The sequence below is a fragment of the Pseudomonas sp. S3_B11 genome (assembly GCF_054667715.1).
In genome coordinates this window covers 6414169-6436193 of record NZ_CP162749.1, presented here as the reverse complement: position 1 = coordinate 6436193, position 22025 = coordinate 6414169, and the positions used below count along the sequence as shown (strand labels likewise).

Annotated in this window: 19 protein-coding genes; 2 read left to right on the top strand and 17 right to left on the bottom strand. The window is 64.1% G+C overall.

Going from position 1 to position 22025, the window contains the following annotated elements; genetic code table 11:
* Window positions 1-10: 10 nt before the first annotated feature.
* Window positions 11-1252, bottom strand: coding sequence for a D-amino acid dehydrogenase (locus AB4O22_RS28860; RefSeq protein WP_028237458.1), 1242 nt, complete (start codon window positions 1250-1252; stop codon window positions 11-13).
* Between the two features lie 105 nt (window positions 1253-1357).
* On the opposite strand from AB4O22_RS28860, the gene AB4O22_RS28855 reads away from it, so the two are divergent.
* A complete protein-coding gene (locus tag AB4O22_RS28855) occupies window positions 1358-2281 on the top strand; it encodes a LysR family transcriptional regulator (RefSeq protein ID WP_223472146.1) in 924 nt (307 codons plus the stop codon).
* On the opposite strand, the gene trhA is transcribed toward AB4O22_RS28855, so the two are convergent.
* The gene (gene trhA, locus AB4O22_RS28850; protein WP_003206441.1) at window positions 2278-2895 is read right to left on the bottom strand and encodes a PAQR family membrane homeostasis protein TrhA; all 618 of its coding nucleotides are present in this window, start codon (window positions 2893-2895) and stop codon (window positions 2278-2280) included. The genes AB4O22_RS28855 and trhA overlap by 4 nt on opposite strands.
* 252 nt (window positions 2896-3147) lie before the next feature.
* Between trhA and AB4O22_RS28845 the strand changes: the two genes are divergently transcribed.
* Window positions 3148-4062: a LysR family transcriptional regulator gene (locus tag AB4O22_RS28845; RefSeq protein ID WP_223472145.1), complete on the top strand. Its 915-nt coding sequence runs from the start codon at window positions 3148-3150 to the stop codon at window positions 4060-4062.
* 119 nt (window positions 4063-4181) lie between these two features.
* Here the strand turns inward: AB4O22_RS28845 and madM are convergent, their stop codons facing one another.
* The 15 genes from madM to AB4O22_RS28770 all read right to left on the bottom strand — a co-directional run bounded on the left by madM (window position 4182) and on the right by AB4O22_RS28770 (window position 21988).
* A complete protein-coding gene (gene madM / locus AB4O22_RS28840) occupies window positions 4182-4946 on the bottom strand; it encodes a malonate transporter subunit MadM (protein ID WP_003206444.1) in 765 nt (254 codons plus the stop codon).
* 5 nt (window positions 4947-4951) lie between these two features.
* On the bottom strand, window positions 4952-5344 hold the full coding sequence (gene madL, locus AB4O22_RS28835; protein ID WP_013694456.1) for a malonate transporter subunit MadL: 393 nt from the start codon (window positions 5342-5344) through the stop codon (window positions 4952-4954).
* A 67-nt stretch (window positions 5345-5411) separates the two neighbouring features.
* On the bottom strand, window positions 5412-6332 hold the full coding sequence (mdcH, locus tag AB4O22_RS28830) for a malonate decarboxylase subunit epsilon (RefSeq protein WP_003206448.1): 921 nt from the start codon (window positions 6330-6332) through the stop codon (window positions 5412-5414).
* Window positions 6329-6949, bottom strand: a complete 621-nt coding sequence (locus AB4O22_RS28825; RefSeq protein ID WP_223472144.1) for a malonate decarboxylase holo-ACP synthase — start codon at window positions 6947-6949, stop codon at window positions 6329-6331. The genes mdcH and AB4O22_RS28825 overlap by 4 nt, the downstream gene beginning before the upstream one ends.
* Window positions 6946-7749, bottom strand: a complete 804-nt coding sequence (mdcE, locus tag AB4O22_RS28820; RefSeq protein WP_223472143.1) for a biotin-independent malonate decarboxylase subunit gamma — start codon at window positions 7747-7749, stop codon at window positions 6946-6948. Before mdcE ends, AB4O22_RS28825 begins: the two co-directional genes overlap by 4 nt.
* Complete coding sequence (locus AB4O22_RS28815) at window positions 7746-8597, bottom strand: biotin-independent malonate decarboxylase subunit beta (protein WP_223472142.1); 852 nt, start codon at window positions 8595-8597, stop codon at window positions 7746-7748. Before AB4O22_RS28815 ends, mdcE begins: the two co-directional genes overlap by 4 nt.
* Window positions 8590-8889 carry a malonate decarboxylase subunit delta gene (locus AB4O22_RS28810; protein WP_003206454.1) on the bottom strand — a complete coding sequence of 100 codons (300 nt, stop codon included), beginning with the start codon at window positions 8887-8889 and terminating at the stop codon, window positions 8590-8592. The genes AB4O22_RS28815 and AB4O22_RS28810 overlap by 8 nt, the downstream gene beginning before the upstream one ends.
* On the bottom strand, window positions 8889-9764 hold the full coding sequence (locus AB4O22_RS28805) for a triphosphoribosyl-dephospho-CoA synthase (protein ID WP_460105833.1): 876 nt from the start codon (window positions 9762-9764) through the stop codon (window positions 8889-8891). Before AB4O22_RS28805 ends, AB4O22_RS28810 begins: the two co-directional genes overlap by 1 nt.
* A complete protein-coding gene (mdcA, locus tag AB4O22_RS28800) occupies window positions 9765-11435 on the bottom strand; it encodes a malonate decarboxylase subunit alpha (protein ID WP_003206457.1) in 1671 nt (556 codons plus the stop codon).
* A gap of 293 nt (window positions 11436-11728) precedes the next feature.
* Entirely contained in the window at window positions 11729-12211 is a 483-nt protein-coding gene (locus AB4O22_RS28795) for a chemotaxis protein CheW (protein ID WP_223472140.1), read from the bottom strand.
* A complete protein-coding gene (locus AB4O22_RS28790; protein ID WP_223472139.1) occupies window positions 12204-18137 on the bottom strand; it encodes an Hpt domain-containing protein in 5934 nt (1977 codons plus the stop codon). Before AB4O22_RS28790 ends, AB4O22_RS28795 begins: the two co-directional genes overlap by 8 nt.
* A 186-nt stretch (window positions 18138-18323) precedes the next feature.
* Window positions 18324-20384 carry a methyl-accepting chemotaxis protein gene (locus tag AB4O22_RS28785; protein WP_223472138.1) on the bottom strand — a complete coding sequence of 687 codons (2061 nt, stop codon included), beginning with the start codon at window positions 20382-20384 and terminating at the stop codon, window positions 18324-18326.
* Between the two features lie 211 nt (window positions 20385-20595).
* Entirely contained in the window at window positions 20596-21135 is a 540-nt protein-coding gene (locus AB4O22_RS28780; protein ID WP_003206464.1) for a chemotaxis protein CheW, read from the bottom strand.
* 10 nt (window positions 21136-21145) lie between these two features.
* Window positions 21146-21511 (bottom strand): twitching motility response regulator PilH, encoded by a 366-nt coding sequence (pilH, locus tag AB4O22_RS28775; RefSeq protein ID WP_003206465.1) that lies wholly within the window; start codon window positions 21509-21511, stop codon window positions 21146-21148.
* Between the two features lie 48 nt (window positions 21512-21559).
* The gene (locus AB4O22_RS28770) at window positions 21560-21988 is read right to left on the bottom strand and encodes a response regulator (protein ID WP_003206467.1); all 429 of its coding nucleotides are present in this window, start codon (window positions 21986-21988) and stop codon (window positions 21560-21562) included.
* Window positions 21989-22025: the final 37 nt, after the last annotated feature.

Here is a 22025-nt window from a genome sequence, read left to right as displayed (position 1 = left end):
GTTGGGTGGGTCAGGCGGCGCGGGGCGTCAGGCCCTGCAAGTCGATGGAAGGCGTGTGCTGGCCGATCAGCTCGCTGAGCAAGCGAGCGCTGCCACACGCCAGGGTAAAGCCCAAGGCCCCATGGCCGAGGTTGAGCCACAGGTTACGGTAGCCGGTGGCGCCGATCAGCGGCACGCCGCTGGGGGTCGCCGGGCGCATGCCGGCCCATTCGACGGCGCGCGAGTAATCCCCACCTTGGGGGAAGGTTTCCAGGGCCTGGCGCTTGATCAGGGCCAGGCGCTTGGGGTCCGGCGTCGGGTCGAAACCGACGATGTCCACCATCGCCGCAACGCGCAGCTGTTCGCCGATGCGCGCGTAGACGACCTTGCGGTCATAGTCGGTGATGCTCAACTGCGGTGCCCGATGCTGTGGGCCAATGGGCACGGTCAAGCTGTAGCCCTTGAGCGGATACAGCGGCATCCGCACCCCGGGCAATGCAAGCGCCGCGCTGCGATGGCCGGCGGCAATCACCAGTTGCTCCACCGGCAGCCGCTGACCGCCCAGCACAATGGCCTGCACCGCACCGTCGACGTGTTCGATGCCGCTGACCGGGTGCCCCAACAGGAACTCGCAGCGCCCCGAAGCTCGCAAACGTGCCGCCAATTGCTGGCAGAAGGCATGGCAATCGGCGACCTCCTCAGCCGGCGTGTAGACCCCGCCCACGTACGGCACGCCGGCCAGGGCCGGTTCCAGGTTCGCGCACTCGATGGGGCCAAGCACCTGCTGGTGGGCACTGTCCAGCAACCCCTGCCGCGCACGCTGGAAATGCCTCGCGTCGCGAAACGTCACTAGCTTGCCGTTGCGCCGCCAGTTGAAACCGTCGAGGCGGTCTTGCTCGCGCCAGTCCTGCAAAGTCGCCTGGCTCAACAGCGCCAGGCGCAACAGGTGGGCGCCGTTACGCCGGTTGACCGAGGTCCGGCAGGCGCCGATGAACGCGGCCATCCAGCGCCACTGCGCCGGGTCCAGGCGCGGTCGCAACTTGAGCGGCGAATCACCGCGCAGCATCCATCCCAGCGCCTGCCAGGGCACCCCGGCGTCCGCCAGCGGGGTGACGTAGCGATAGGACAACTGGCCACCGTTGGCGAAACTGGTCTCGCTGCCCAAGGTCTCCCGGGCCTCCACCAGCGTCACGTCGACGCCGTCGCGCACCAGTGCATAAGCCGTCGCCAGCCCGACCACGCCACCACCGATGATGCAAACCCGCTGTGCCATGTCCATCTCACATCCGTTTTCAGTGGCTTGAGGTTAGGGCCAGGTGACAGGCCTCGAACAATGAATAAAGATGGACTCCCTATAAACAAAGGTTATGGGCTCGCCATGCGTCTTCGCCATATCGAGATATTCCAGGCCATCCGCCAGGCCGGCTCCATCAGCGGTGCGGCCCAACTGCTGCATGTTTCGCAACCGGCGGTGACCAAAGTGTTGCAGCATGCCGAGCAGCAATTGGGGTTTGCGTTGTTTCTGCGGGTGCGTGGCAAGTTGCAGGCCACGCCTGAGGCGCTGGAGCTTGAGCGCGAAGTCGATAAGGTCAGCGAGAGCCTGCAAGGTGTCCGGCGCCTTGCCCAGAGCCTGCGGCGCGAGCCGGGCCACAGCCTGCGGATCGGCGCGACACCGGCCCTGGCCCTGTCGCTGCTGCCTGCGGCGGTTCATCAATGGACACAGCGTTATCCGGACATCGCCTGCGAATTGTCCAGCGCCCACAGCCGCGAACTGGTGCAGAACCTGTTGATGCGCGAAATCGACGTCGCCCTGACCCTGCAACCGCCCGATCATCCGGGACTCAAGGCCCAGGCCCTGGCCAGCGGTGTGCTGGTGGCCCTGGCGCCGAGCGGGCATTGGACCGACGCACAGGTGGGCCGGCCGATGCCCTTGCAGGCACTGGCCGGTGCACCGTTGATCGGCCTGTCCAGCGCCGACCCGCTGTCGGCCAGGCTGGACGGCTATCTCAAGGCCGTGGAACCGCCGCCGCGTATCAGCATCGCCGTACAGACGTATTCATTGGCCCGGGCCATGGTCGAGTCCGGTGCCGGGCTGGCGGTGATCGACCCGTTCACTGCCCTCGGTGCCTCGAACACCCGCACGGCCATCCGGCCGTTGTCGCCACCGCTGCCCATTTCCCTGTATGCCGTGACCCGGGCCAACGAGGCGCCGGTGCACACCCTCGGCGCGTTGCTGGACATTTTCGCCAGCCAGGCCCAGGCGCAACTGGATCGCCTGTTCGCGGTGGCGGGACGTCGTTAGAGCACGTAGAGCAGGATCGCCACGAAGTGCAACAAGCTGCCGGCGATCACAAACAGGTGCCAGATCCCGTGGGCGTGGCGCAGCCGATGGTCGAGGGCGAAAAATATGATGCCCACGGTGTACAACACGCCGCCCGAGGCCAGCCAGGCAAATCCGGTGCTGCCCAGGGCCGCCAGCAGCGGCTTGACCGCCACCAGCACGATCCAGCCCATCACGGCGTAGATGACGATCGACAGGATCCGCGCTTCGGAACGCGGCTTGATCTCCTGCAGGATCCCGATCAGTGCCAGCCCCCAGACGATCCCGAACAAGGTCCAGCCCCACGGCCCGCGCAGGGTCACCAGGCAGAATGGCGTATAGCTGCCGGCGATCAGCAGGTAGATCGAAAAGTGATCGACCTTCTGCATGATGGCTTTTTTGCGACCGCGCACGCTGTGGTAAACCGTCGAAGCGCTGTACAGCACCAGCAAGGTGAACCCGTAGATCGCCACGCTGACGATCTTCCACGGATCGCCCGCCATCCCGGCAATCACCAGCAACCACACCGCCCCGATAAAAGCCGCCACCGCCCCGACCAAGTGCGTCCAGGCGTTGAGTCGTTCCCCGTGATACATCCAGTCCCACCTCACATTCCAGAACAGACGCCAAGGCTCAGGCCTGGCGCGTCAAAGTGCAATGCTTTGCTTGCTGTGGAAGCAAGGCTAATGATCGTTCCCACGCTCCGCGTGGGAATGCAGCCGGGGACGCTCCGCGTCCCGAAGCGGACGCAGAGCGTCCCTTGAGGCATTCCCACGCAGAGCGTGGGAACGATCACATCCCAAGACCGATTGGGGCACAATCGGGTAATACGAATAAGAGTCCGCCCCATGCTGATCGACGAAGAATTGACCCTGAAGAAACTCGAGGTATTCCTGGCCTTCATGCGCACCGGCAACCTGGCGCGAGCGGCGGCCGAGCTGCAGACCAGCAACGTCAGTGTGCACCGGGCCATTCACTCGCTGGAGAGCGCCCTGCGTTGCCCGTTGTTCAAGCACGAAGGCCGCAACCTCACGCCGCTGGAAAGCGCTTATGTGCTGGAGGAGCGGGCACAGAAGCTGATCCAGGACGTGATCGAAAGCGTACGCCTGACCCGCGAAGCCGCCGGCTTCTCCGCCGAACGCTTCAAGCTCGGCTCGCTGTATTCGTTGACGGTCAAGACCGTGCCGCAACTGATCATGGGCCTGAAAATCCGCCGCAGCGAGCTCAATATCGACCTGATCCTGGGTTCGAACATCGACCTGCTGTACAAGCTCAAGAACATGGAGGTGGACGCGATCCTGATCTCCCTGGACGACAGCGTGAACGATCCGGATTGCGAGCATATCGAGCTGTTTTCCGACGACATCTTCCTCGCCACACCGGCCGACTCACCCTTTGCCCAACGCACTGAAGTCGATCTGGCCGAGGTGCGCGACGAGACGTTCATCACTCTGACCCAGGGTTTTGCCACGCACCAGGACGGTATCCGGGTGTTCAAGCAGGCGGGGTTCGAACCGAAGGTGGCGATGCAGGTCAACGACATCTTCACCCTGCTGAGCATGGTCAGCTCCGGGGTGGGCTATGCGTTGTTGCCGGGGCGAATTGCGGCGGTGTATGAAAACCGGGTGAAATTGATCCCGTTGCAGGAAAGGTATCGGCTACAACAGCGCATTGGCGTGGTGTTCCTGAAAGCCAAGGAGCGTGATCCGAATTTGCTGGCGCTGTTGGCTGAGTGTCGGATGTATGCCAATCGCCAGGTTTGACACCGTGTTGCCTTCATCGCGAGCAGGCTCGCTCCCACATTGGATCGGTGTTCACAAATCCCCTGTGGGAGCGAGCCTGCTCGCGATGAGGACAGCCCGTTCAGCGCAAATTCAAAGCCCTACCCCATTAACCCCCGCATGATCAGAAACAACAACGAAGGCCCCAACAAGCACCCAAGCGCCGTATAGAACGCCGCCGTCAGGCAGCCATACGGCACCAGCTTCGGATCGGTGGCCGCCAGCCCGCCGGCCACGCCGCTAGAGGTGCCCATCAAACCACCGAAAATCACCGCACTGCGTGGATTATTCAGGCCAATCATCGGTGCCACGAACGGCGTCGCCACCATCACCAGGATCGCCTTGATCAACCCGGCGGCAATGGACAGCGCCATCACTTCGGAACTGGCACCTATCGCCGCCCCGGTCACCGGCCCGACGATGTAGGTCACCGCCCCGGCGCCAATGGTGGTCAGGCTCACCGCATCGGTGTAACCGAAAGCCATCGCGACCCCGACGCCAGCAATGAACGACGTACCGACTCCGACAAACAGCGCCAGCACCCCAACGAAACCGGCGCGCTTGAGTTCTTCGATACTCACGCCGAACGCCGTGGCGACGATGGCAAAGTCCCGCAGCATCGCACCGCCCAGCAAACCAATCCCGGACAGCAGCGGAATGTCCACCACGCCCTTCTGCCCGCCGGTCATTGCCCCGCCAATGTAGGAAAGCACCAGCCCCAGGAGAATGGCGATGGCCGAACCATGCAGGCGACCTTTGGTGAACGTGTTGCTGATCCAGTAGGACACCCACATGGTGATGCCGACAATGGCGAAACCGCTGATCAGGCCGTAGCCGGTGATCACTTTCATCATGGATTCGTACATGGCAATCACCCGACCGTCTTAACGGAAACGTCGGCCTGAGGCCCTTTGTTGCCAATGCGCACCAGCACCGGCACCAACGCAAAGGCAATCACCACCGCCAGGGTTCCGGCCAGGATCGCCATCGGCCCGCCCTTGAGCGCGCCGTAGACGTTTTGCTGCGCCGCCATCGCGACCACAATGGGGATGTAGACCGCGCTCCAGAATTCCACGCCGGCCTCGGATTTGCCCTTGAACAGGCCGCGCTTGCTCAGGTAGCTGCCCAGGCCGATCAACAACAGCATCGCAATGCCGACGCCGCCGACGTTGGCCGGCACGCCGATCAATTTGCCCAGCAGCTCACCGATAAAAATACCCGCCAGGGTACAAAAGGCCAAAAATGCCACACCGTAGATAATCATTGTTGTAGTCCTCAAAGTGCATCGTCGAAGTTGTTGTTTTTGTGCTTCGCCAGCTTGAGTCGGTGGTTTAGGGTTGGCGGTTTCCCTCCTCACGCAACAGCGCCTGCAAGGTGTCGAGCCGGGCGCCGTCGAAAGCCATGACAGTGCCCTGCTCGAACACCCGGCGCGCCAGGGCGGTCAGCACCGCACCGGGCGGCAGTTCGATCTGTAGCCGCACACCGCGTTCGTAAGCGCTTTGCACGGTACCGCGCCAATCCACCACGCGGCACATGTTGAGCGCCAGGTCGTCGCGCAAGGCCTCGGTGTTGATCACCGGTCGCGCGCGGCTACCGCTGAGATAACCCAAGGCTGGTGCTTTCAACGGCACGTCGGCAAATGCCTGGGCCAATGCCCGGGCCGGTGCTTCCAGCAACGGGCAATGGGACGGCACGCTCACCGCCAGCCGACAGGCCTTCCCGGCACCCAGGCTTCGCGCCTGCCTGGCAACGTTGTTCATGGCCTCGTCACTGCCGGCGATGACCACCTGATTATCCGCGTTGATGTTGGCCAGGTAGACCGGGGTGCGGTCGCTGTGCACCTGCGCCAGCAACGCTTCCACTGCCGCGAGGTCCAGGCCGATGATCGCGGTCATGCCATAGCCTTGCGGATACGCCCGCTGCATCAATTCGCCCCGCAGGCTGACCAGTCGCAACGCATCCTCGAACCCCAGCGCCCCGGCCACCACCGCCGCTGGATAAGCGCCGATGGACAGTCCCGCCACGTAGTCCGGCGCAGGCGCCTGTTCCAGCAATCGCCGCGACGCCGCCACGCCGGCAATCAACAGGCACAGTTGCACGGCGCGGGTCGATTGCAGCGCCTCGGCACTGTCCAACTGCAAGACGTCCTCACCGAGCACGTCACCCGCCTCGTCGAGGACTTGCGGCGCCAGGCCGTGGAGCATGCCCACGCGCTGCGCACCCTGGCCGGGAAAGACGAAGAGGCTGCTCACGCGACTTGCTCCAATGAAGGCTGCCAAGGATCGTTCACCAGCCGTGCCTGCACATCATCCTTGAGCAGGACCCGCCGCGACGAACCCGCCCACTCGCGCAAGGCGACGGCACCGCAGGGCGTTTGCAATTGCATATCCACGGCGCAAACCGAGGCATCCAGTTGCGCCAGCAATTCCCTGGCGTGGAGACGATCGAGAAAATGCGGCACCCGCAGAATCAGATCCAGGTCGCTGCGTTCATGCAGCGCCTCGACACCTGTGGCGAGCTCGAACCCGGCGCTGCCGCTGACGCCCCAGGCCCAGCCACTGGCATCGAGCAGCGGACGCAGGCAGGACAGCGCTTGCAGGGCTGGCAAGTCGCGAGTCGACGCAACGTGACAAAGGTCTTCCGGCCTGACGCGACGGGAAATCGCAGCAATCACCATCGACGTTGCATAACGCTGCTCGCGCGAACGCCCGCGCACGCCGACCGCGATTTGACCCGGCACCGTCAGCGAGCGTCGGACCACCACCGGTTGACCGGCGGCAATCGATTCGAGCACCCATGCCGGCGCACCCGCAGGCACCTGTTCCGGGGTCATCCCCCAGAGCAGGTCATGGGCCAGATACGTATTCACCACTGTGCTCTCAGCAGTTGGCGCACGGTGCTGGAAGCCGCGCGATAGGTCGCACCGAGGCGGCTGCTCAAGCCCCGAGGCGCCCCAGCCACATCGTTGATCGCCTGTTGCAGGCAATCCGTCACCCGGGCCAGATCCGCCGCCGTCGGTTGCTCGACCTGCTCCACCGACAAGGTTTCCCACAGCAGACCCAGGCTGGCAAAACTGTCGATGTCATAGGCCATCGGTGGCACGCTGGCGGCCAAGGCCTCAAGCTCTTCGACACTGCGCAGGGTGACTCGCGCCGCCGAGGCCTTGCCCATGGCGTGAACCATCACCCCCGGGTCGCGCAGCGCAATCAGGCGGTTGGCCTGGTAGCCGTGGGCCAGGAACGCCCCGGACATGGCCTTGCCCACCAGCAAACCGATCACCGGATGCCCGGCCAGCCGCGCACGGGCATAGCTGTCCGCCGCACCGGCCAAGGCCTGATGAATGCCCAGGGCTTCTTCACGCCGCCCATAGGCCTGGCTCGGTACATCGACAACGGCGATCAGCGGACGTTTGTTGACTGCATCGCGGTCGGCGTCGATGGCGTCATCCACCGCTTTAGCCAAACCCCAACCCTCCAGCAAACCGACTTCGCCATTGCGAGCACGGGGAAAACGACTGTCGGGATCAGCCACCACCGCCAGCAGGCGCACGGTTTGCTCGCCCAGCCTGACGTCAGTGACTTTCAACGAAGCCGGCAGGCCTTCCAGCGGTTTGGCGTCGCCAGCCAAGGCCTCGAACCAGCGCAAGCCTCTCAATGAATAGGCACTCATGGGCGTTCTCCCTGATACAACTGGCGAACCGTGGCCGGTTCGATTTGCACTTCAGTGTCCAAGCGGGCCAGGCGTTGCAGGAACAGCTCGGCCTGGCCGCTGCGGTGTTGCGCGGGAACGCCCAGGTGCAGCAACTCGCCGACCTGTTGACGGATCTGCGCCACATCATCGGCGACGTAACGGTCCACCAACCCACTGGCGAACCGTTGCTCGCCGCCGGTCAGGCTCCAGATGAACGGCCGGTCGCGGGAGTCGTATTCGTCGATCCCGGCCTCCTGTTCGATCACTTGCGGGCCGTTCAGGCCCAGCCGCGCTTCCTGGGTCACCAGCAGATAACTGCACAGCCCGGCGGCGATGGACATGCCACCAAAACAGCCGACGCTGCCGGCCACCACGCCGACCACCGGTTGGTATTGGCGCAGGTCGACAATCGCCGAATGAATCTCGGCGATCGCCGCCAACCCGAGGTTGGCCTCCTGCAAACGCACGCCGCCGGTTTCCAGCAGCAATACGGCACGGGTCGGGATGCCCTTGCGGTTGTCCTCGGCGGCCAGTTCCAGCGCACCGGCAATCTTCGCCCCGCCGACTTCGCCGAGGCTGCCGCCCTGGAACGCGCCTTCGATGGCGGCGATCACCACGGGCAGGCCATCGAGCGTACCCTTGGCGATCACCACGCCGTCATCGCTTTGCGGCACCACGCCTTGGCGCAACAGCCACGGCGACATGATCCGCTGGAACGGGTCGAGCAATTCGCGAAACGTACCCTCATCGAGCAAGGCCTTGGCCCGTTGCCGGGCACCGAGTTCGACGAAGCTGTGCTTGTTGAGCAACGCTGCACTGTCAGTCATGGCCGATCTCCTCGAAACCTTGCTCCAGGCGCAAACGCACCACGCCGGGGGTGGCGCCGAAATCGTGGATGTCGATAGACAAGGCCGGCGGTGTCTGGCCGTCGAACATGCGGGCGAACAGGTGCTGCCAGCGTTGTTCACTGCCGTTGACCGAGGTCTGCACCTGGATGGTCAGCTTGCCTGCCAGGCCGGGCTCGATCAGCACTTCCAGGTCGCCCGAGCCGACGCAGCCCACCAGCGCCCGCCCCCGTGGCGGCTGCCCGGCAGGGAATTCAAAGGATAAGGTTTCCATCAGCACACTCCTGGGAAGAGGCCATCGCCGCGCTCGATACGATCGAGGAACAGGCAGGCGGCGAGCAGGTCGGCAGCGCCGCCGGGCGAGGCGTTCAAGGCAATCAGTTGTTGGTCCAGCGCGTGCAATTGGCGACGACCGCCCAAGCTCGCACTGCCACCGGCATCGAGCACCGCCTTGGCGCCCTGTTGCATGGCCTGCAAACCCGGCTCGCCGGCGCGATAGAGCACGCAGGTATCGGCCAGGGTGGTCATGATCGCCAGCAAGGCATCGAGCCGGGCGTTCTGCTCTCCCGCGCCCGCCGCGCGACTGCGCTTGAGTTGCGGCAGGCCCAGGCCAGTCACCGCCGGGAACGCCAGTTGCGCTTCTTCCCGGGCACCGCGTACGCCGTAGCGTTGGGCTACCTGGGCGCCGTGGCTCAAGGGTTGGGGCGCATAACGGTCGTTGAGCAAGGCCAGGCGGGCAGCGCGTAGAGCGACGGCGCTGGCGACACTGGATTCAGGTTCCAGCGCCGTTGCAGCGACCAACAGGCCCAAGGCCCAGATCGCCCCGCGATGGGTATTCACCCCGCCGGTGGTGGCGAGCATCGAGGCTTCGCCCTCACGGCCGATGCGCCCGAGGGCTTCGCGTAGCAGCAAACCGATCTCGCCGCAGTCGAGGGCGGCTTCGGCCATTTCCCTGAACGCCGGCCACAGCGACAGTGCCGAGGCGTGCATCAGGCCCAGGTGCAGGTCGGTGTGGGCGCCATTGCCACGACGATCCACCAAGGCCGGTTTAGGCGAGAGGTCGGCTTCGTCGATCAGCGCGTCCACCGCCATATCCGCCAGGTGCTCGGTCAAGGACAGTTTTTTCGGTTGCAGGTTGAAGGCGTGCATTTACCAGCTCCTGAACTTGGCGGGCGGGTTGTAGAGACCACCGGACCACTCCACCAGGTCGGCCACGCTCTTTGCCGCGAGCAACTCGCGGGTGGCGTCGGTGCGGCGTATACCGAGGTCTTCGGGCAAGGCGATCAGCCCTTCGCGGCGCATGCGCGCGGTGTCTTTCGGGTCATGGCGCAGGCCAATGGCAGTAACGCCGGCCACCGCAGCAATCATTGCCTGGCGCTCTTCCAGGGAGCGGGCCTTGTACAGGTAGGCGATGCCCTCTTCGGTGAGCAAATGGGTGACGTCGTCGCCGTAGATCATGATCGGCGCCAGGGGCATGCCGGCTTTCTTCGCCACGTCCACCGCGTCGAGGGTTTCGACGAAGGTCGGTTTACCGCCCTCCTGGAACGTCTCGACCATCTGCACCACCAGCTTCTTGCCGCGTTCGAGCAACGGCGCCTCGCCATCGCCGTGGCGCATATCGAGCCAGGCTGGCGTGCCGTGACGACGACCGCGCGGGTCGTGGCCCATGTTCGGCGCCCCACCGAAGCCAGCCAAGCGGCCACGGGTCACGGTGGAGGAATGGCCGTCGCCGTCCACTTGCAGGGTCGCGCCGATGAACAGGTCCACTGCGTATTGCCCAGCCAGTTGGCAGACCATGCGGTTGGAGCGCAGCGAGCCGTCGTGGCCGGTGAAGAACACGTCCGGCCGGGCGGCAATATAGTTCTCCATGCCCAGCTCAGTGCCAAAGCAATGCACACTTTCGACCCAGCCGCTTTCGATGGCCGGGATCAGGGTCGGGTGCGGATTAAGCGTCCAGTTGCGGCAGATCTTGCCCTTCAGGCCGAGGGATTCGCCGTAGGTCGGCAGGATCAATTCAATCGCGGCCGTGTTGAAACCAATGCCGTGATTGAGGGATTGGACGTTGTGTTTTTCGTAGATCCCGCGGATCGCCATCATCGCCATCAGCACATGCACAGGCTTGATGTGGCGCGGGTCGCGGGTGAACAGCGGCTCGATGTAGAACGGCTTGTCGGCCACCACCACGAAATCGACCCAGGACGCCGGGATGTCGACTCGCGGCAGGTCACTGACGTCATCCACCAACTGGTTGACCTGAACAATGACGATACCGTCGCTGAAGGCCGCCGGCTCGATCAGCGCCGGTGTGTCTTCGGTGCTGGGGCCGGTGTAGATATTGCCAGCGCGGTCGGCCATGAAACCGGCCGAGAGCACCACGTTGGGAATCAGGTCCACCACCAGCCGGGCATAGAGTTCGATATAGGTATGAATCGCGCCGATTTCCAGCAGGCCATCTTCGAGCAACTGGCTGATGCGCAGGCTCTGGGTGCCAGCAAAGGAAAAATCGAGCTTACGGGCAATGCCGCGCTCGAACAGATCCAGGTGTTCGGACCGCCCGACGCTGGGCATGATCATGTGTAAATCGTGCAGCTTCGAAGGGTCGACTTTCGCCAGGGAGCGGGAAAGGAAGTCCGCCTGCTTCTGGTTATTGCCCTCCAGCACTACACGGTCGCCGGGCAGGATCAACGCCTCCAGCGCCGCGACGATCTTGTCGGTGGGCAGCACCACACCGTCGGCAAGCCCCTTCACCAGCCCGAGACGCCGCTGCTTTTCGCTGCGCCGCCGCGTCCAGCGCGAGTCGGGGGATATTGTTGTTGTCATGACCACTCCACGGGTTCGCTGTCGTGGGGGTCACCTTAGGAGTGTTGGGGCGCGGGCATCAATCAAGCTCGACGGCGGATCGTTACGGTTGGAGTAACGGTTGACCGCCATCCTTGTGGGAGCGAGCTTGCTCGCGATAGTGGTGGGTCAGCCAAAGGAGATGTCGAATGTGCTGCCGCCATCGCGAGCAAGCTTTGCTCCCACAGTTTGATCGAAGTACAACCGGGAGAAACAGGTCGGCTATAAGGCCGCCTCACGAGCAAGCTCGCTCCCACATTGGGAATTCGTACGCCTCAGGGTTTGTGGGGCTGAATCAGGCCCACAGCCATCACCAACTCCTCCAACGCCAACAGGTCCGGCACTTTCGCCACGTGTTCCCCAACTTGCACCGCCGCCTGCTCCAACCCACACAGCGGCACATCGACGTAGCTCAATTGGCTGTCGAGCTTGTAGGAGCGCGGGATGCCTTGCACCAGCAGGGCAATGAAACGCAGCTCCGGCCGTCCGCCGAGGGCGTTGAGCACGACGATGCGCACTCGCTCGCCAATCACGGTCTTCTGGCCGCAGGCCGACTCGAAGCTCAGCAACGGGATTTGCCGTTCGCGCCAGCTCACCCAGCCCAGGAACCACGGCGGGGTGTCCATATCGAATACGCTGCTCTGGTAGTCGATCAGTTCGGCCACGGCCACGTTGGGCAACACCAGGTGCCGGTCAGCCAATGGCAACAACAGGCCGGTGAGTGGGCTGGTGCGCGAGTGAAGATGCAGGTCATGCATGGGTTTTGCTCCAGTACGCGATGCTGTCGAGCAGCACCGATTCCTGGTACGGCTTGCCCAGGTAGTCGTTGACGCCGATGGCCATGGCACGGTCGCGGTGTTTCTGGCCGGTGCGGGAGGTGATCATGATGATCGGCAAATGCGCCAGGCGCGGGTCGTTGCGCACTTGCGTGGCCACTTCGAAGCCGTCCATGCGCGGCATCTCGATGTCCAGCAGCATCAGGTCCGGGGCGTGCTCGGCCAGCAGCGCCATGGCATCCACGCCATCCTTGGCGGTCAGGACGTGCATGCCGTGGCGTTCCAGCAGGCGACTGGTGACCTTGCGCACGGTCACCGAGTCGTCCACCACCAGCACCAGCAACGGCCGTTGCGATTCGCCCTCGCCTTCTACCGGCACTTGGCGGCGCGGGACCTGGTGGGGCAAGGCGCGGATCGGCGCGAGCAGGTCGAGAATCAACACCACCCGGCCGTCCCCCAGGATCGTCGCCCCGGACAGGCCCTGTACCGCCGAGAACTGCGGGCCGAGGCTCTTGACCACGATCTCCCGGGTCCCGGCGGTAGCGTCCACCTGCACGGCGACGTGCCGCTCGTTGCACTGCACCAGCAGCACCGGCAAGGGCTGGCTCTGGCCCAGCAGTTTCGGCCGGGCGCCGGTTTTCAATAGCTCACCGAGGTAGCACAACTCGTAACGCTGCCCGGCGTAGGTGTAGGTCGGCGGATCAAGCTGGTAATAGCCGTCCAGCTCGGCGGGCAACACCCGGACAATGCTCTCGATGGTGTTCAGCGGGATCGCGTATTGGTCTTCGTGACAGTGCACCATCAACGCCCGGTTCACCGCCACGGTAAACGGCAGACGAATGCGGAAATTCACGCCCTGCCCCGGCGTGGAATCGATGACCATGCTGCCGCCCAGTTGCCGAACCTCTTCGTGGACCACGTCCATGCCGACACCGCGCCCGGATATCTGGGTGATTTTCTCGGCCGTGGAAAACCCTGGTTGCAAGATGAACTGCAGCACGTCGCGCTCGCTGATGTCGCTGTCCGGCGCCAGCAAGCCACGTTTGATCGCCTTGTTCCGCACAGCCTCCAGCGGCACCCCGGCACCGTCGTCGCGGATGTCGAAAATGATGTCGCCGCCTTCCCGGGACAGATCGAGGCTGATACGTCCTCGGGCCGGCTTGCCGGCGGCGATGCGCACGTCAGCCGGCTCCAGGCCGTGGTCGACGGCGTTGCGCAGCATATGTTCAAGAGGTGCAGCCATGCGCTCCAGCACGTTACGGTCCATCTCGCCGTCGGCGTTGCCGACCAGGAATTCCACGTCCTTGCCCAGCTCCTGCGCCACTTGCCGGACGATGCGCTTGAGCCGTGGCAACATGCGTTCGAACGGCACCATGCGCGTACGCATCAGGCCTTCCTGGAGCTCCGTGTTGATACGCCCCTGCTGTTGCAGCAGGACCTCGGCATCGTGATTGCTGCGGTCGAGGGTTTCCTTGAGCTCAAGCAAGTCCGAGGCGGACTCGAACAGTGCCCGGGACAACTGCTGCAACTGGGAGTGGCGGTCCATCTCCAGCGGGTCGAACTCTTCATAGCCCAGGCGCTCGGCCTCCACCTGTTGCCGGCTGAGAATCCGCCCCTGGGTTTCGGTATCCAGGCGCCGCAACTGATCGCGCATGCGCTCGATGGTGGTTTCCATTTCGCCCAGGGCCACGCGCCCGTCGTTGACCTGCTGTTCGATACGCCCACGGAAGATCGACGTTTCGCCCGCCAGGTTCACCAGGTCGTCGAGCAGTTCGGCGGATACCTTGACCATGTCCGCACCGTCGCCCGCTGCGCTGGGCTCCGGTCTTGCAGGCGCCGCAGGCGGGCTGACGATGGGAGTGGGCACCGGTTCCGGCGCCGAGACAGCCTGCGGTGCAGCATTCTCCTGGGGATGATTCACCGCCTGGATCTGCGCGATCAGTCGGTCCGCCAACGGGCACGGGTGGCCGGCGCGTACTGCATCGAGCATCTGCGCCAATCTGTCATGACTGCTTTGCAACAAAGTGAACAGCGCCGGGGTCGGCTGAAGCAGGCCTGCCGACAGGCCTTCGTAGAGATTTTCCAACTCGTGGGCCAGGTCGCCGATGGGCCCGATTTCCACCATGCGCGCACCACCCTTGAGGGTGTGCAAATCCCGCAGCAAGGTTTCCACGGCCTGGCGATTCGACGGTTCTTCCTGCCAGCGCAGCAGCGCCGCGCCCGAACTGTCGAGGATGTCGAAGCCTTCTTCAAGGAAGATTTCCAGCAACTCGGGATCATGGCCGGCGCCGTCGGCCTGGGCCGCTGCGTTCGTCTCGATGGCGTTCGGCTTGTCCTGGCGGAACCGTCGAATGGCGTCGATCAGCGCAACGGGATCGCCCAACGGCTGGCCCTGTTGCAACTGCCCGAGCAACAGGTCGAGGCGTTCGTGGCTGCTGGCGAGCAGCTGCACCAGTTCCTCGCTGTAGCTGTAGCGGCGGTCCACCAGTCCTTCGTAAAGGTTTTCCAACTCCTGGGCCAGATCGCTCACCGGCCGGATGTCAGCCATTCGCGCACCGCCCTTGAGGGTGTGCAAGTCACGTTGCAGCGAGGACAGCGGCGCGCCGTTATCCGGATCGGCCAACCAGCGTTGCAAGGCCTGGGCGGCGCTTTCGAGGATGTCTTGGGCTTCTTCGAGGAAAATCGCCGCGAGGTCATCTTCCATCGAGGTATCGACGGGCGCGTCACGCTCCATTTCCGCCGTCGCGCGGCCCAGTTCGCGGATGCTCAGGGTGCGGCTGCCGTCGCTGCGGATCAGGCCGGTGGCCGACGGGTCGAGGCTCTCCTGGAGCAGGCGGCGCAAGGCCTGTACCCGCTCGGGCTGCGGATGCACATGCTGCCCGGCCGCCAATTCATCGAGCATGTCGATCAGCGCTTCATGGGCGCGCTGGGCCTCCTGGAAAAATTCATCGCTGACCGCCAGGCTGCTTTCCTCTACCGCACCGTAGAGGTCGAGCAAGGCTTCGCAGAGTTCGTCCACCGGGTGCAAGTCGGCCAGGTGCGCGCCTTCGCCGAGGGTGGTCAGCTCATCGAGCAGCGCACTCAGTTCCTGGCCTTCGCCGGGGTGCTGCTGCCAGCGCTGCAAGAGGCTTTCGGCGTCCAGCAGGATGTCCATGCCCTGGGCGAGGAAGTTGTTGATCAGTTGTGGGTCGCGCTTGGTCCGCAGCGCTTTGTCCGGCGCGCTGTTGGCGGCGTGCAGACGCTCGGCCAGCAGGGCCTGGGCGCGCTGGATCAGATCCTCGGCGCCAGGGATCGCTGCCAGCGGCTCGCTGTGCAACTGGCGCAGGCCCCGGCGCAGCAGCCCTTCGGCTTCCAGCAGCAATTCGACCTCATCCAGATCGAGGGCAATCAGATGCGCCCGGTATTCCCGGGCCAGCTCATCCATCGCCCCGGCCAGCTCGGCGATCGGCAGCACGCCGGCCATCGACGCGCTGCCCTTGAGCGTATGCAAGGCCCGCTGCAACTCATCACTGGCCTGCAGGGGCAGGTGGTCGGCCGACTGATCGAGAAAGCGATTGAGGCTGGCGAGGTGGCCCTGGGCTTCGCTGTCGAAGATCTTCAACAGCAGCGGATCGAGGGCGGCCACGTCCTGCTCGTCTTCATCCTTCTCATCGCCGCCCTTGGCCAGGACATGCGCGCGGGCGGCCAAGCGGTCGACGTCGTCGCGCTGGCGCTGGTGATTGGCGGCGAATTCGGCCACCAGGGCCGGCAACAACTGCACCGTGTCTTCAATCAACTGACGGACCGAGGCCAACGGCTCGACGCTGCGCTCCAGGACCCGGTTGAGCAGGTTTTCCACGGCCCAGGCCAGTTCACCCAGCACCAGCGCCCGGACCATCCGGCCACTGCCCTTGAGGGTGTGGAAGGCCCGGCGCAGTTCGCTCAGGGCGCCGTGGTCGTCGGGATGCGCAATCCAGCGCGGCAGGTATTCACGCAGGACGTCCAGCACCTCGCCGGTTTCCTCGAGGAAGACCTCGCGCAACTCGTCGTCCACCGGACTTTCATCAAACGGTGGCGGCAACAGGCTGCCCGGGGTGCTCTTGGCCGGCGGATTGACCGCCGAGATCGGGCTGGCCAGCACCTCGGCCAAGGACTGCACCGTCTGCGGGTCGTCCCATTCCTGCAAGTCCTGCATGACCTGGGCTTCGTTGGGGCTCAATACATCGTCGAGCACCGGCACCCGCGCTTCGTCAGGAAAATAACCGAGCGCAGCCAAGCTCCGCTCGACCCCGTCGAGCAACGGCTCGCCAGGAGTTTCCGGGTCCTCGCTCAAGCGCTCCAAGTAGTATTCGAGGCCGGTGATCACGTCAGCCAGGTGGTCGAGTTCTTCCCAACCCGGCTGGGCCTGGTCCAGCAACAGGTGGTCGCGGATGAAACCGTTGCAGGCCTCCACCAGGCTGGCGGCACGGCTCAGGGGAATCATCGCCAGCGCGCCGCGCACCTGGGTCAGCAGCGCCGGCAAGGGCTGCAGTTGCTCGCGGTTCCAGTCCGCGTCGATGTAGTCGACGATCATGTCCTTGGCCTGTTGCAGGCAGGTGTGGGCTTCCTTGATGACGATCTGGTGGATCTGGGTCAGGTCGGTGGTGGGCAGGTGGGTGTCTTCGCGGCTCTCGGGCTCGACGGTGCCGACCATGCCGGCCAGCGTCGCCTCGACGTAGAGCAAGGCCCCGGCGACGTCCATGAGGGTCGCGTCATCCGGCTTGCGCTGGCCCTGGGCGAGGCTCAGGACCACCGCCAGTTGATCGATGATGACCTTGCGCGGCTGGCCGAAACCGAGCACCGCCAGGGTGTCGGCGATCTGCCGCAGCGGCGCCAACAGGCTGTCCAGCTCCGAGGCGTGCTGGCGATCGCTGCGCACGAACAGGTCCAGGCGCTCCTTGACCCGCACCAGTTCCTCGCACAGCGCGGCAAGCACCGAGCGCATGGCATCGCGGTCGGGCCCGGCCAGGCGCGCGCGTTCTTCGTCGACCATGGCGCTGTCGGGCAGCGCGTCGTCCAGTGAGTAGCGTTCTTTCATGATCTGCATCTGCCCGCTGGGATGTTCGGCCTTGGCAATATAGAACAACAAACTCTTGAGCAGGTGGGGCGGTGCCGGCTGATTGATGCCTGGCATGCCTTGGTCCAGCAGGCGCTTGAGTTCCTTGTCGGCTTCCTTGAACAGACTGCGCAGCGTCGGGCTGTTGGCAATACGTCCGTCACGCATGCCTTCGACCAGCGCCGAGGCCACCTGCCATAACGCATTGAGCGGTGCCCCAGTACACAAGGTTTCCAGGCGATGGAAGACCTTGGCCAGGTAACCGAGGTGGGTCGCGTCGTCCTGTTCGCGCAGCAGGCCCACCAGGGCCATTTGCAGGGTCTGGCGCAGTTTGCGCAAGGTGTTTGGCAGGTCAGCGGGTTCGAGGTGCTGCAAGGCCTCGTCGCTGAGCGGCGCAATATCGGGCAACTCGGGGCTGAACAGGCTGGTTTCCGACAACAGGCTCTCGCCCCGGGCACTGCGCAGGTCGTTGATCAAAGGCAGCACCACCAGCGGCAGGTCGCGACGGGCACCTTGTACGCGGTCCAGATAGATCGGCAACTGCCCCAGGGCCTGGCTCAACAGGCTGATGGCTTCGTCGCGATGGGTGACGCGGTTGTCCTGCAGGGCGGCGCACAGCTGCTCCATCTCCTCGGCCAGCAGCGCCGCACCGTAGAACTCGACCATCTGCAGGCCGCCGTGGACCTGGTGAATGCAGGCCAGGCATTGCCCGAGGGCATCCGACGCCTGCGGATCGTCCACCAGGCGGTTGAGGGCCAGATGAGCCTGCTTCAGCGTTTCGGCAATCTCGCCCTTGACCCATTCCAGGGCCACATAGTCGTGCCGATCACCCATAACCACTCCAATCAGGAGAACACAACACGCCCGCGGGGAAAGGATTTACCTGTGGGAGCAAAGCTTGCTCGCGATGCAAACACCTCGGTTCCCGAAGAACCGCGTTATCTTCATCGCGGGCAAGCCTTGCTCCCACAGAAACCTCCTCGCCACAAAAAGCCTTTTCCAACGGATGGATCCGGTTGGTCACCCCTTTTCCTCATCGCCAGCCGCTGCCGCCGGCAACGTGAACCCCGACACCGAACGACGCAGCTGGCTGGCCATTTTCGCCAGGTTGCCAATGCTCTCGGCAGTGGCGGTGGAACCGGATGAAGTCTGCGAAGTGATCTGCTGGATCACGTTCATGGTCAAGGAAATCTGCCCCGCCGAGGTGGTCTGTTGCTGCGCCGCGTTGGAAATGCTCTGGATCAGCGCCGCCAGGGTCTTGGACACGCCTTCGATTTCTTCCAGGGCAACGCCGGCGTCCTGGGCCAGTCGCGCACCGCGCACCACTTCGGTGGTGGTCTGCTCCATGGAAATCACCGCCTCGTTGGTGTCGGTCTGGATCGCCCGCACCAGGGTCTCGATTTGCCGCGTCGCCGCCGAAGAGCGCTCGGCCAGACGCTGCACTTCATCGGCCACCACCGCGAACCCGCGCCCGGCATCACCGGCCATGGACGCCTGGATGGCGGCGTTGAGGGCCAGGATGTTGGTCTGGTCGGCGATGTCGTCGATCAGGCTGACAATGTCGCCAATTTCCTGGGATGACTCACCCAGGCGCTTGATGCGCTTGGCGGTGTCCTGGATCTGCTCGCGAATGTTGTCCATGCCATGAATGGTGTTGTGCACCACCTCGTTGCCCTTGTTGGCAATCTCCACCGACCGCTCGGCCACCGCCGACGACTCGGCGGCATTGGCCGACACCTGGTCGATGGACTGGGCCATTTCATTAATTGAAGTCGAAGCTTCGGAAATTTGCTGGGCCTGGTGCTCGGAGGCCTGCGCCAGGTGCATCGCCGTGGCCTGGGTTTCCTGCACCGCAGCGGCGACCTGGCCGGCGGTGAGGTTGATGGTCGCCACCAGATCGCGCAATTGATCCACCGAGTAATTGATGGAGTCGGCGATGGTGCCGGTGAAGTCCTCGGTGACCGAAGCAGTAACGGTCAGGTCGCCATCGGCCAGGTCTTCGATTTCATCCAGCAACCGCATGATCGCGTTCTGGTTGCGCTCGTTCTTTTGTGCGGTTTCGTGCAACTGGCGGTTGGTTTCGCGGACCATCACCAGGCCAATCAGGATGATCGACATCAGCGCCAGCAAACCCAGCACATAGCCGCCGATGGTATTGACGGAACGCCCGCCGGCGAGGTTTTCGAAGGCGGTGGCCAGGTGCGAAGCCTCGTCGAGCAGGGTCTGCGACAGGTTGAAGATGTTGCCGGCCGATTCGCGGACCTTGAACAGCTCTGGGGAGGTCTCGAGGATTTCGTCCACCGAACCGGAGACGAACTCGAAGAGCTCGCTGATTTCGCTCAGGCGTGCCCGGGCATCGCGGTCCTGGACCTGGGATATCTTCAGGGCCGGGTCACCTTGCAACATGCCATTGAGCACCTGGCCAAAACGCGCGGCGTCGCGCCCGAAGGTGTCGGCGGCCTGGCTGGCGTTTTCGTCCCCCGCCAGCACGGTATTCACCGCGCCGAGGATCCGTTCGGCCAGCAGCGACTGGCGCTGGGCCATGGCCACCTGGGCGGCCGGCGCGCCGCGTTGCAGCAGGATCTCGACGACTTTTTCGTACTCGACCTGCAACTGCGGCACGGTTTCGGCCAGGGTCGCCGCCACCTGGTGTAGCGACAGCACGGTCTGTTCGCTGGAGAGGATGGCATCGGTGTTCTTGAGCAGGCGCTCCCAATCCAGCTGCACGGCGCGCATCTGCGGACGAAGGGTGGCCGGCGCAGGGGGCAGGCCGGTGACCGGGTCGCCCTGTTTCAGGGAGCCCCAGCGCTGGGCGAAGTCATTGCGCGCATCGCTCAGCAGCTTGAACGCCGCGGGCTTGCCGGCGGCGGCCTCGGTGGCGTTCTTGGCGATGCGCTGGGACAGCACCCGCAGCTCGCCGGCATGGCCGATGTACTGTTTGTCATAGGTGGATTGGGTGTTGAGGTAAGCGAAGTTGGCGAACAGCAGCACGATGAAGACGATCAGCGCGACGAACAGCACGATGATCTGCGAACGACTGCGCGACGCTTCCAGTGGCTTGCCTGTTTTTGCTTTGATCATCGGTTCTCGCCTGTACTGCCCAATCCAACTTACAGCTATTAACTGTAAGCAAGCCTTTGTCGTGCAGCCTGCTCAACCAGTGCGGCTCTGTGGGAGCAAGGCTTGCCCGCGATGAGAACGACACAGTTTTCTCGCCAACCGAGGCACCGCCATCGCGAGCAAGCTGTGCTCCCACCGGCTCGCTCCCACAAGGGGCCTGCGCTGCATCTCGTTAAATCGCCACATCCATGAACCCCGGCGAACGCGCCAGGGCAAACGGGCTGAACACTTGCCACTCGCGCTCACCGCCAAACCGGCCCTTGACGAAGGCCGCTTCCGGGCCGTCGAGGTCGTCCACCAGCGTCGGTTCCAGGCTGTCCTGGGCAAAATGCTGCAGCCCAAGGACCTCGTCCACCAACAACCCGGCGAACACCTCGTCGTGATCCACCACCAACACGCGCCGCTGCTTGCGCACGGTCGACAGCTCGTGGCCAAAGAACCCGCACAAGTCCATCAACGGCAACAAACGCCCGCGCAGGTTAGCCACTCCACGCACCCACGGCTTGACCCCGGGCAAATGCGTGTGACGTGGTTCGTGCAGCACTTCGCTGACTTCACCCATCGGCGCCACGTACCAGTGCTCGCCCAAGCGAAAGCCAATGCCGCTCCAACCGGCGCGATGGGTCGGCTGGGAGGGCAGGTCCGCCCCCAGCAACCGGCAGCGCCGGTCGATCTGCAGCAGCAGTTCGAATGCGGTCAGGGATTGGCTCATGGCCGCGCCGTCAACCCGCCAGCACTTTGTTCAGGGTCGCGATCAGGGTTTCTTCGTCCACCGGTTTGGTCAGATAGTCCTTCGCCCCTTGGCGCGTGCCCCAGACCTTGTCGGTGTCCTGGTCCTTGGTGGTGATGATGATCACGGGGATGTGGCCGGTGTCCGGGTCCTTGGTCAGCTGGCGCGTTGCCTGGAAACCGTTGAGGCCGGGCATGACGATGTCCATCAGCACCGCATCGGGTTTTTCCTGGCGGGCCAGGGCCACGCCATCGGCGCCATTCTCGGCCTTCAGGACCTGATGGCCGTGCTTTTCCAGCATGCCGGTCAGTTTGTACATTTCAGTCGGCGAATCATCGACGATCAGAACTCGTGCCATGGTGTTCCCCATTTTCTTGTTGACCCCAGGCCCGTTGGCCAAGTGTCATTAATGTGCCTGGTGCGGCTGGACAGCGGCAAAGCCCGGAACATGGGCCTGTATCGCGCCCAGCAGTTCTTCCTTGCTGAACGGTTTGGTCAAAAACTGATCGGAACCGACGATGCGTCCCTTGGCCTTGTCGAACAACCCGTCGCGGGACGACAGCATGATCACCGGCGTGGCCTTGAACGCGCTGTTGTTCTTGATCAGGGCACAGGTCTGGTAGCCATCGAGGCGCGGCATCATGATGTCGACAAAAATGATGCCCGGATGATGGTCGGCGATCTTGGCCAGGGCATCGAAGCCATCGACGGCCGTGATCACCTCGCAGCCCACGTTGCGCAGCAAGGTTTCGGCGGTGCGGCGGATGGTCTTCGAGTCGTCGATGACCATGACCTTCAAGGCGCTGGGTTGCTGCTGCGTGAGATGCTCTGCCATTGCCACTGCGAACCGGTTTTTAACGCGTAAGTGTGAT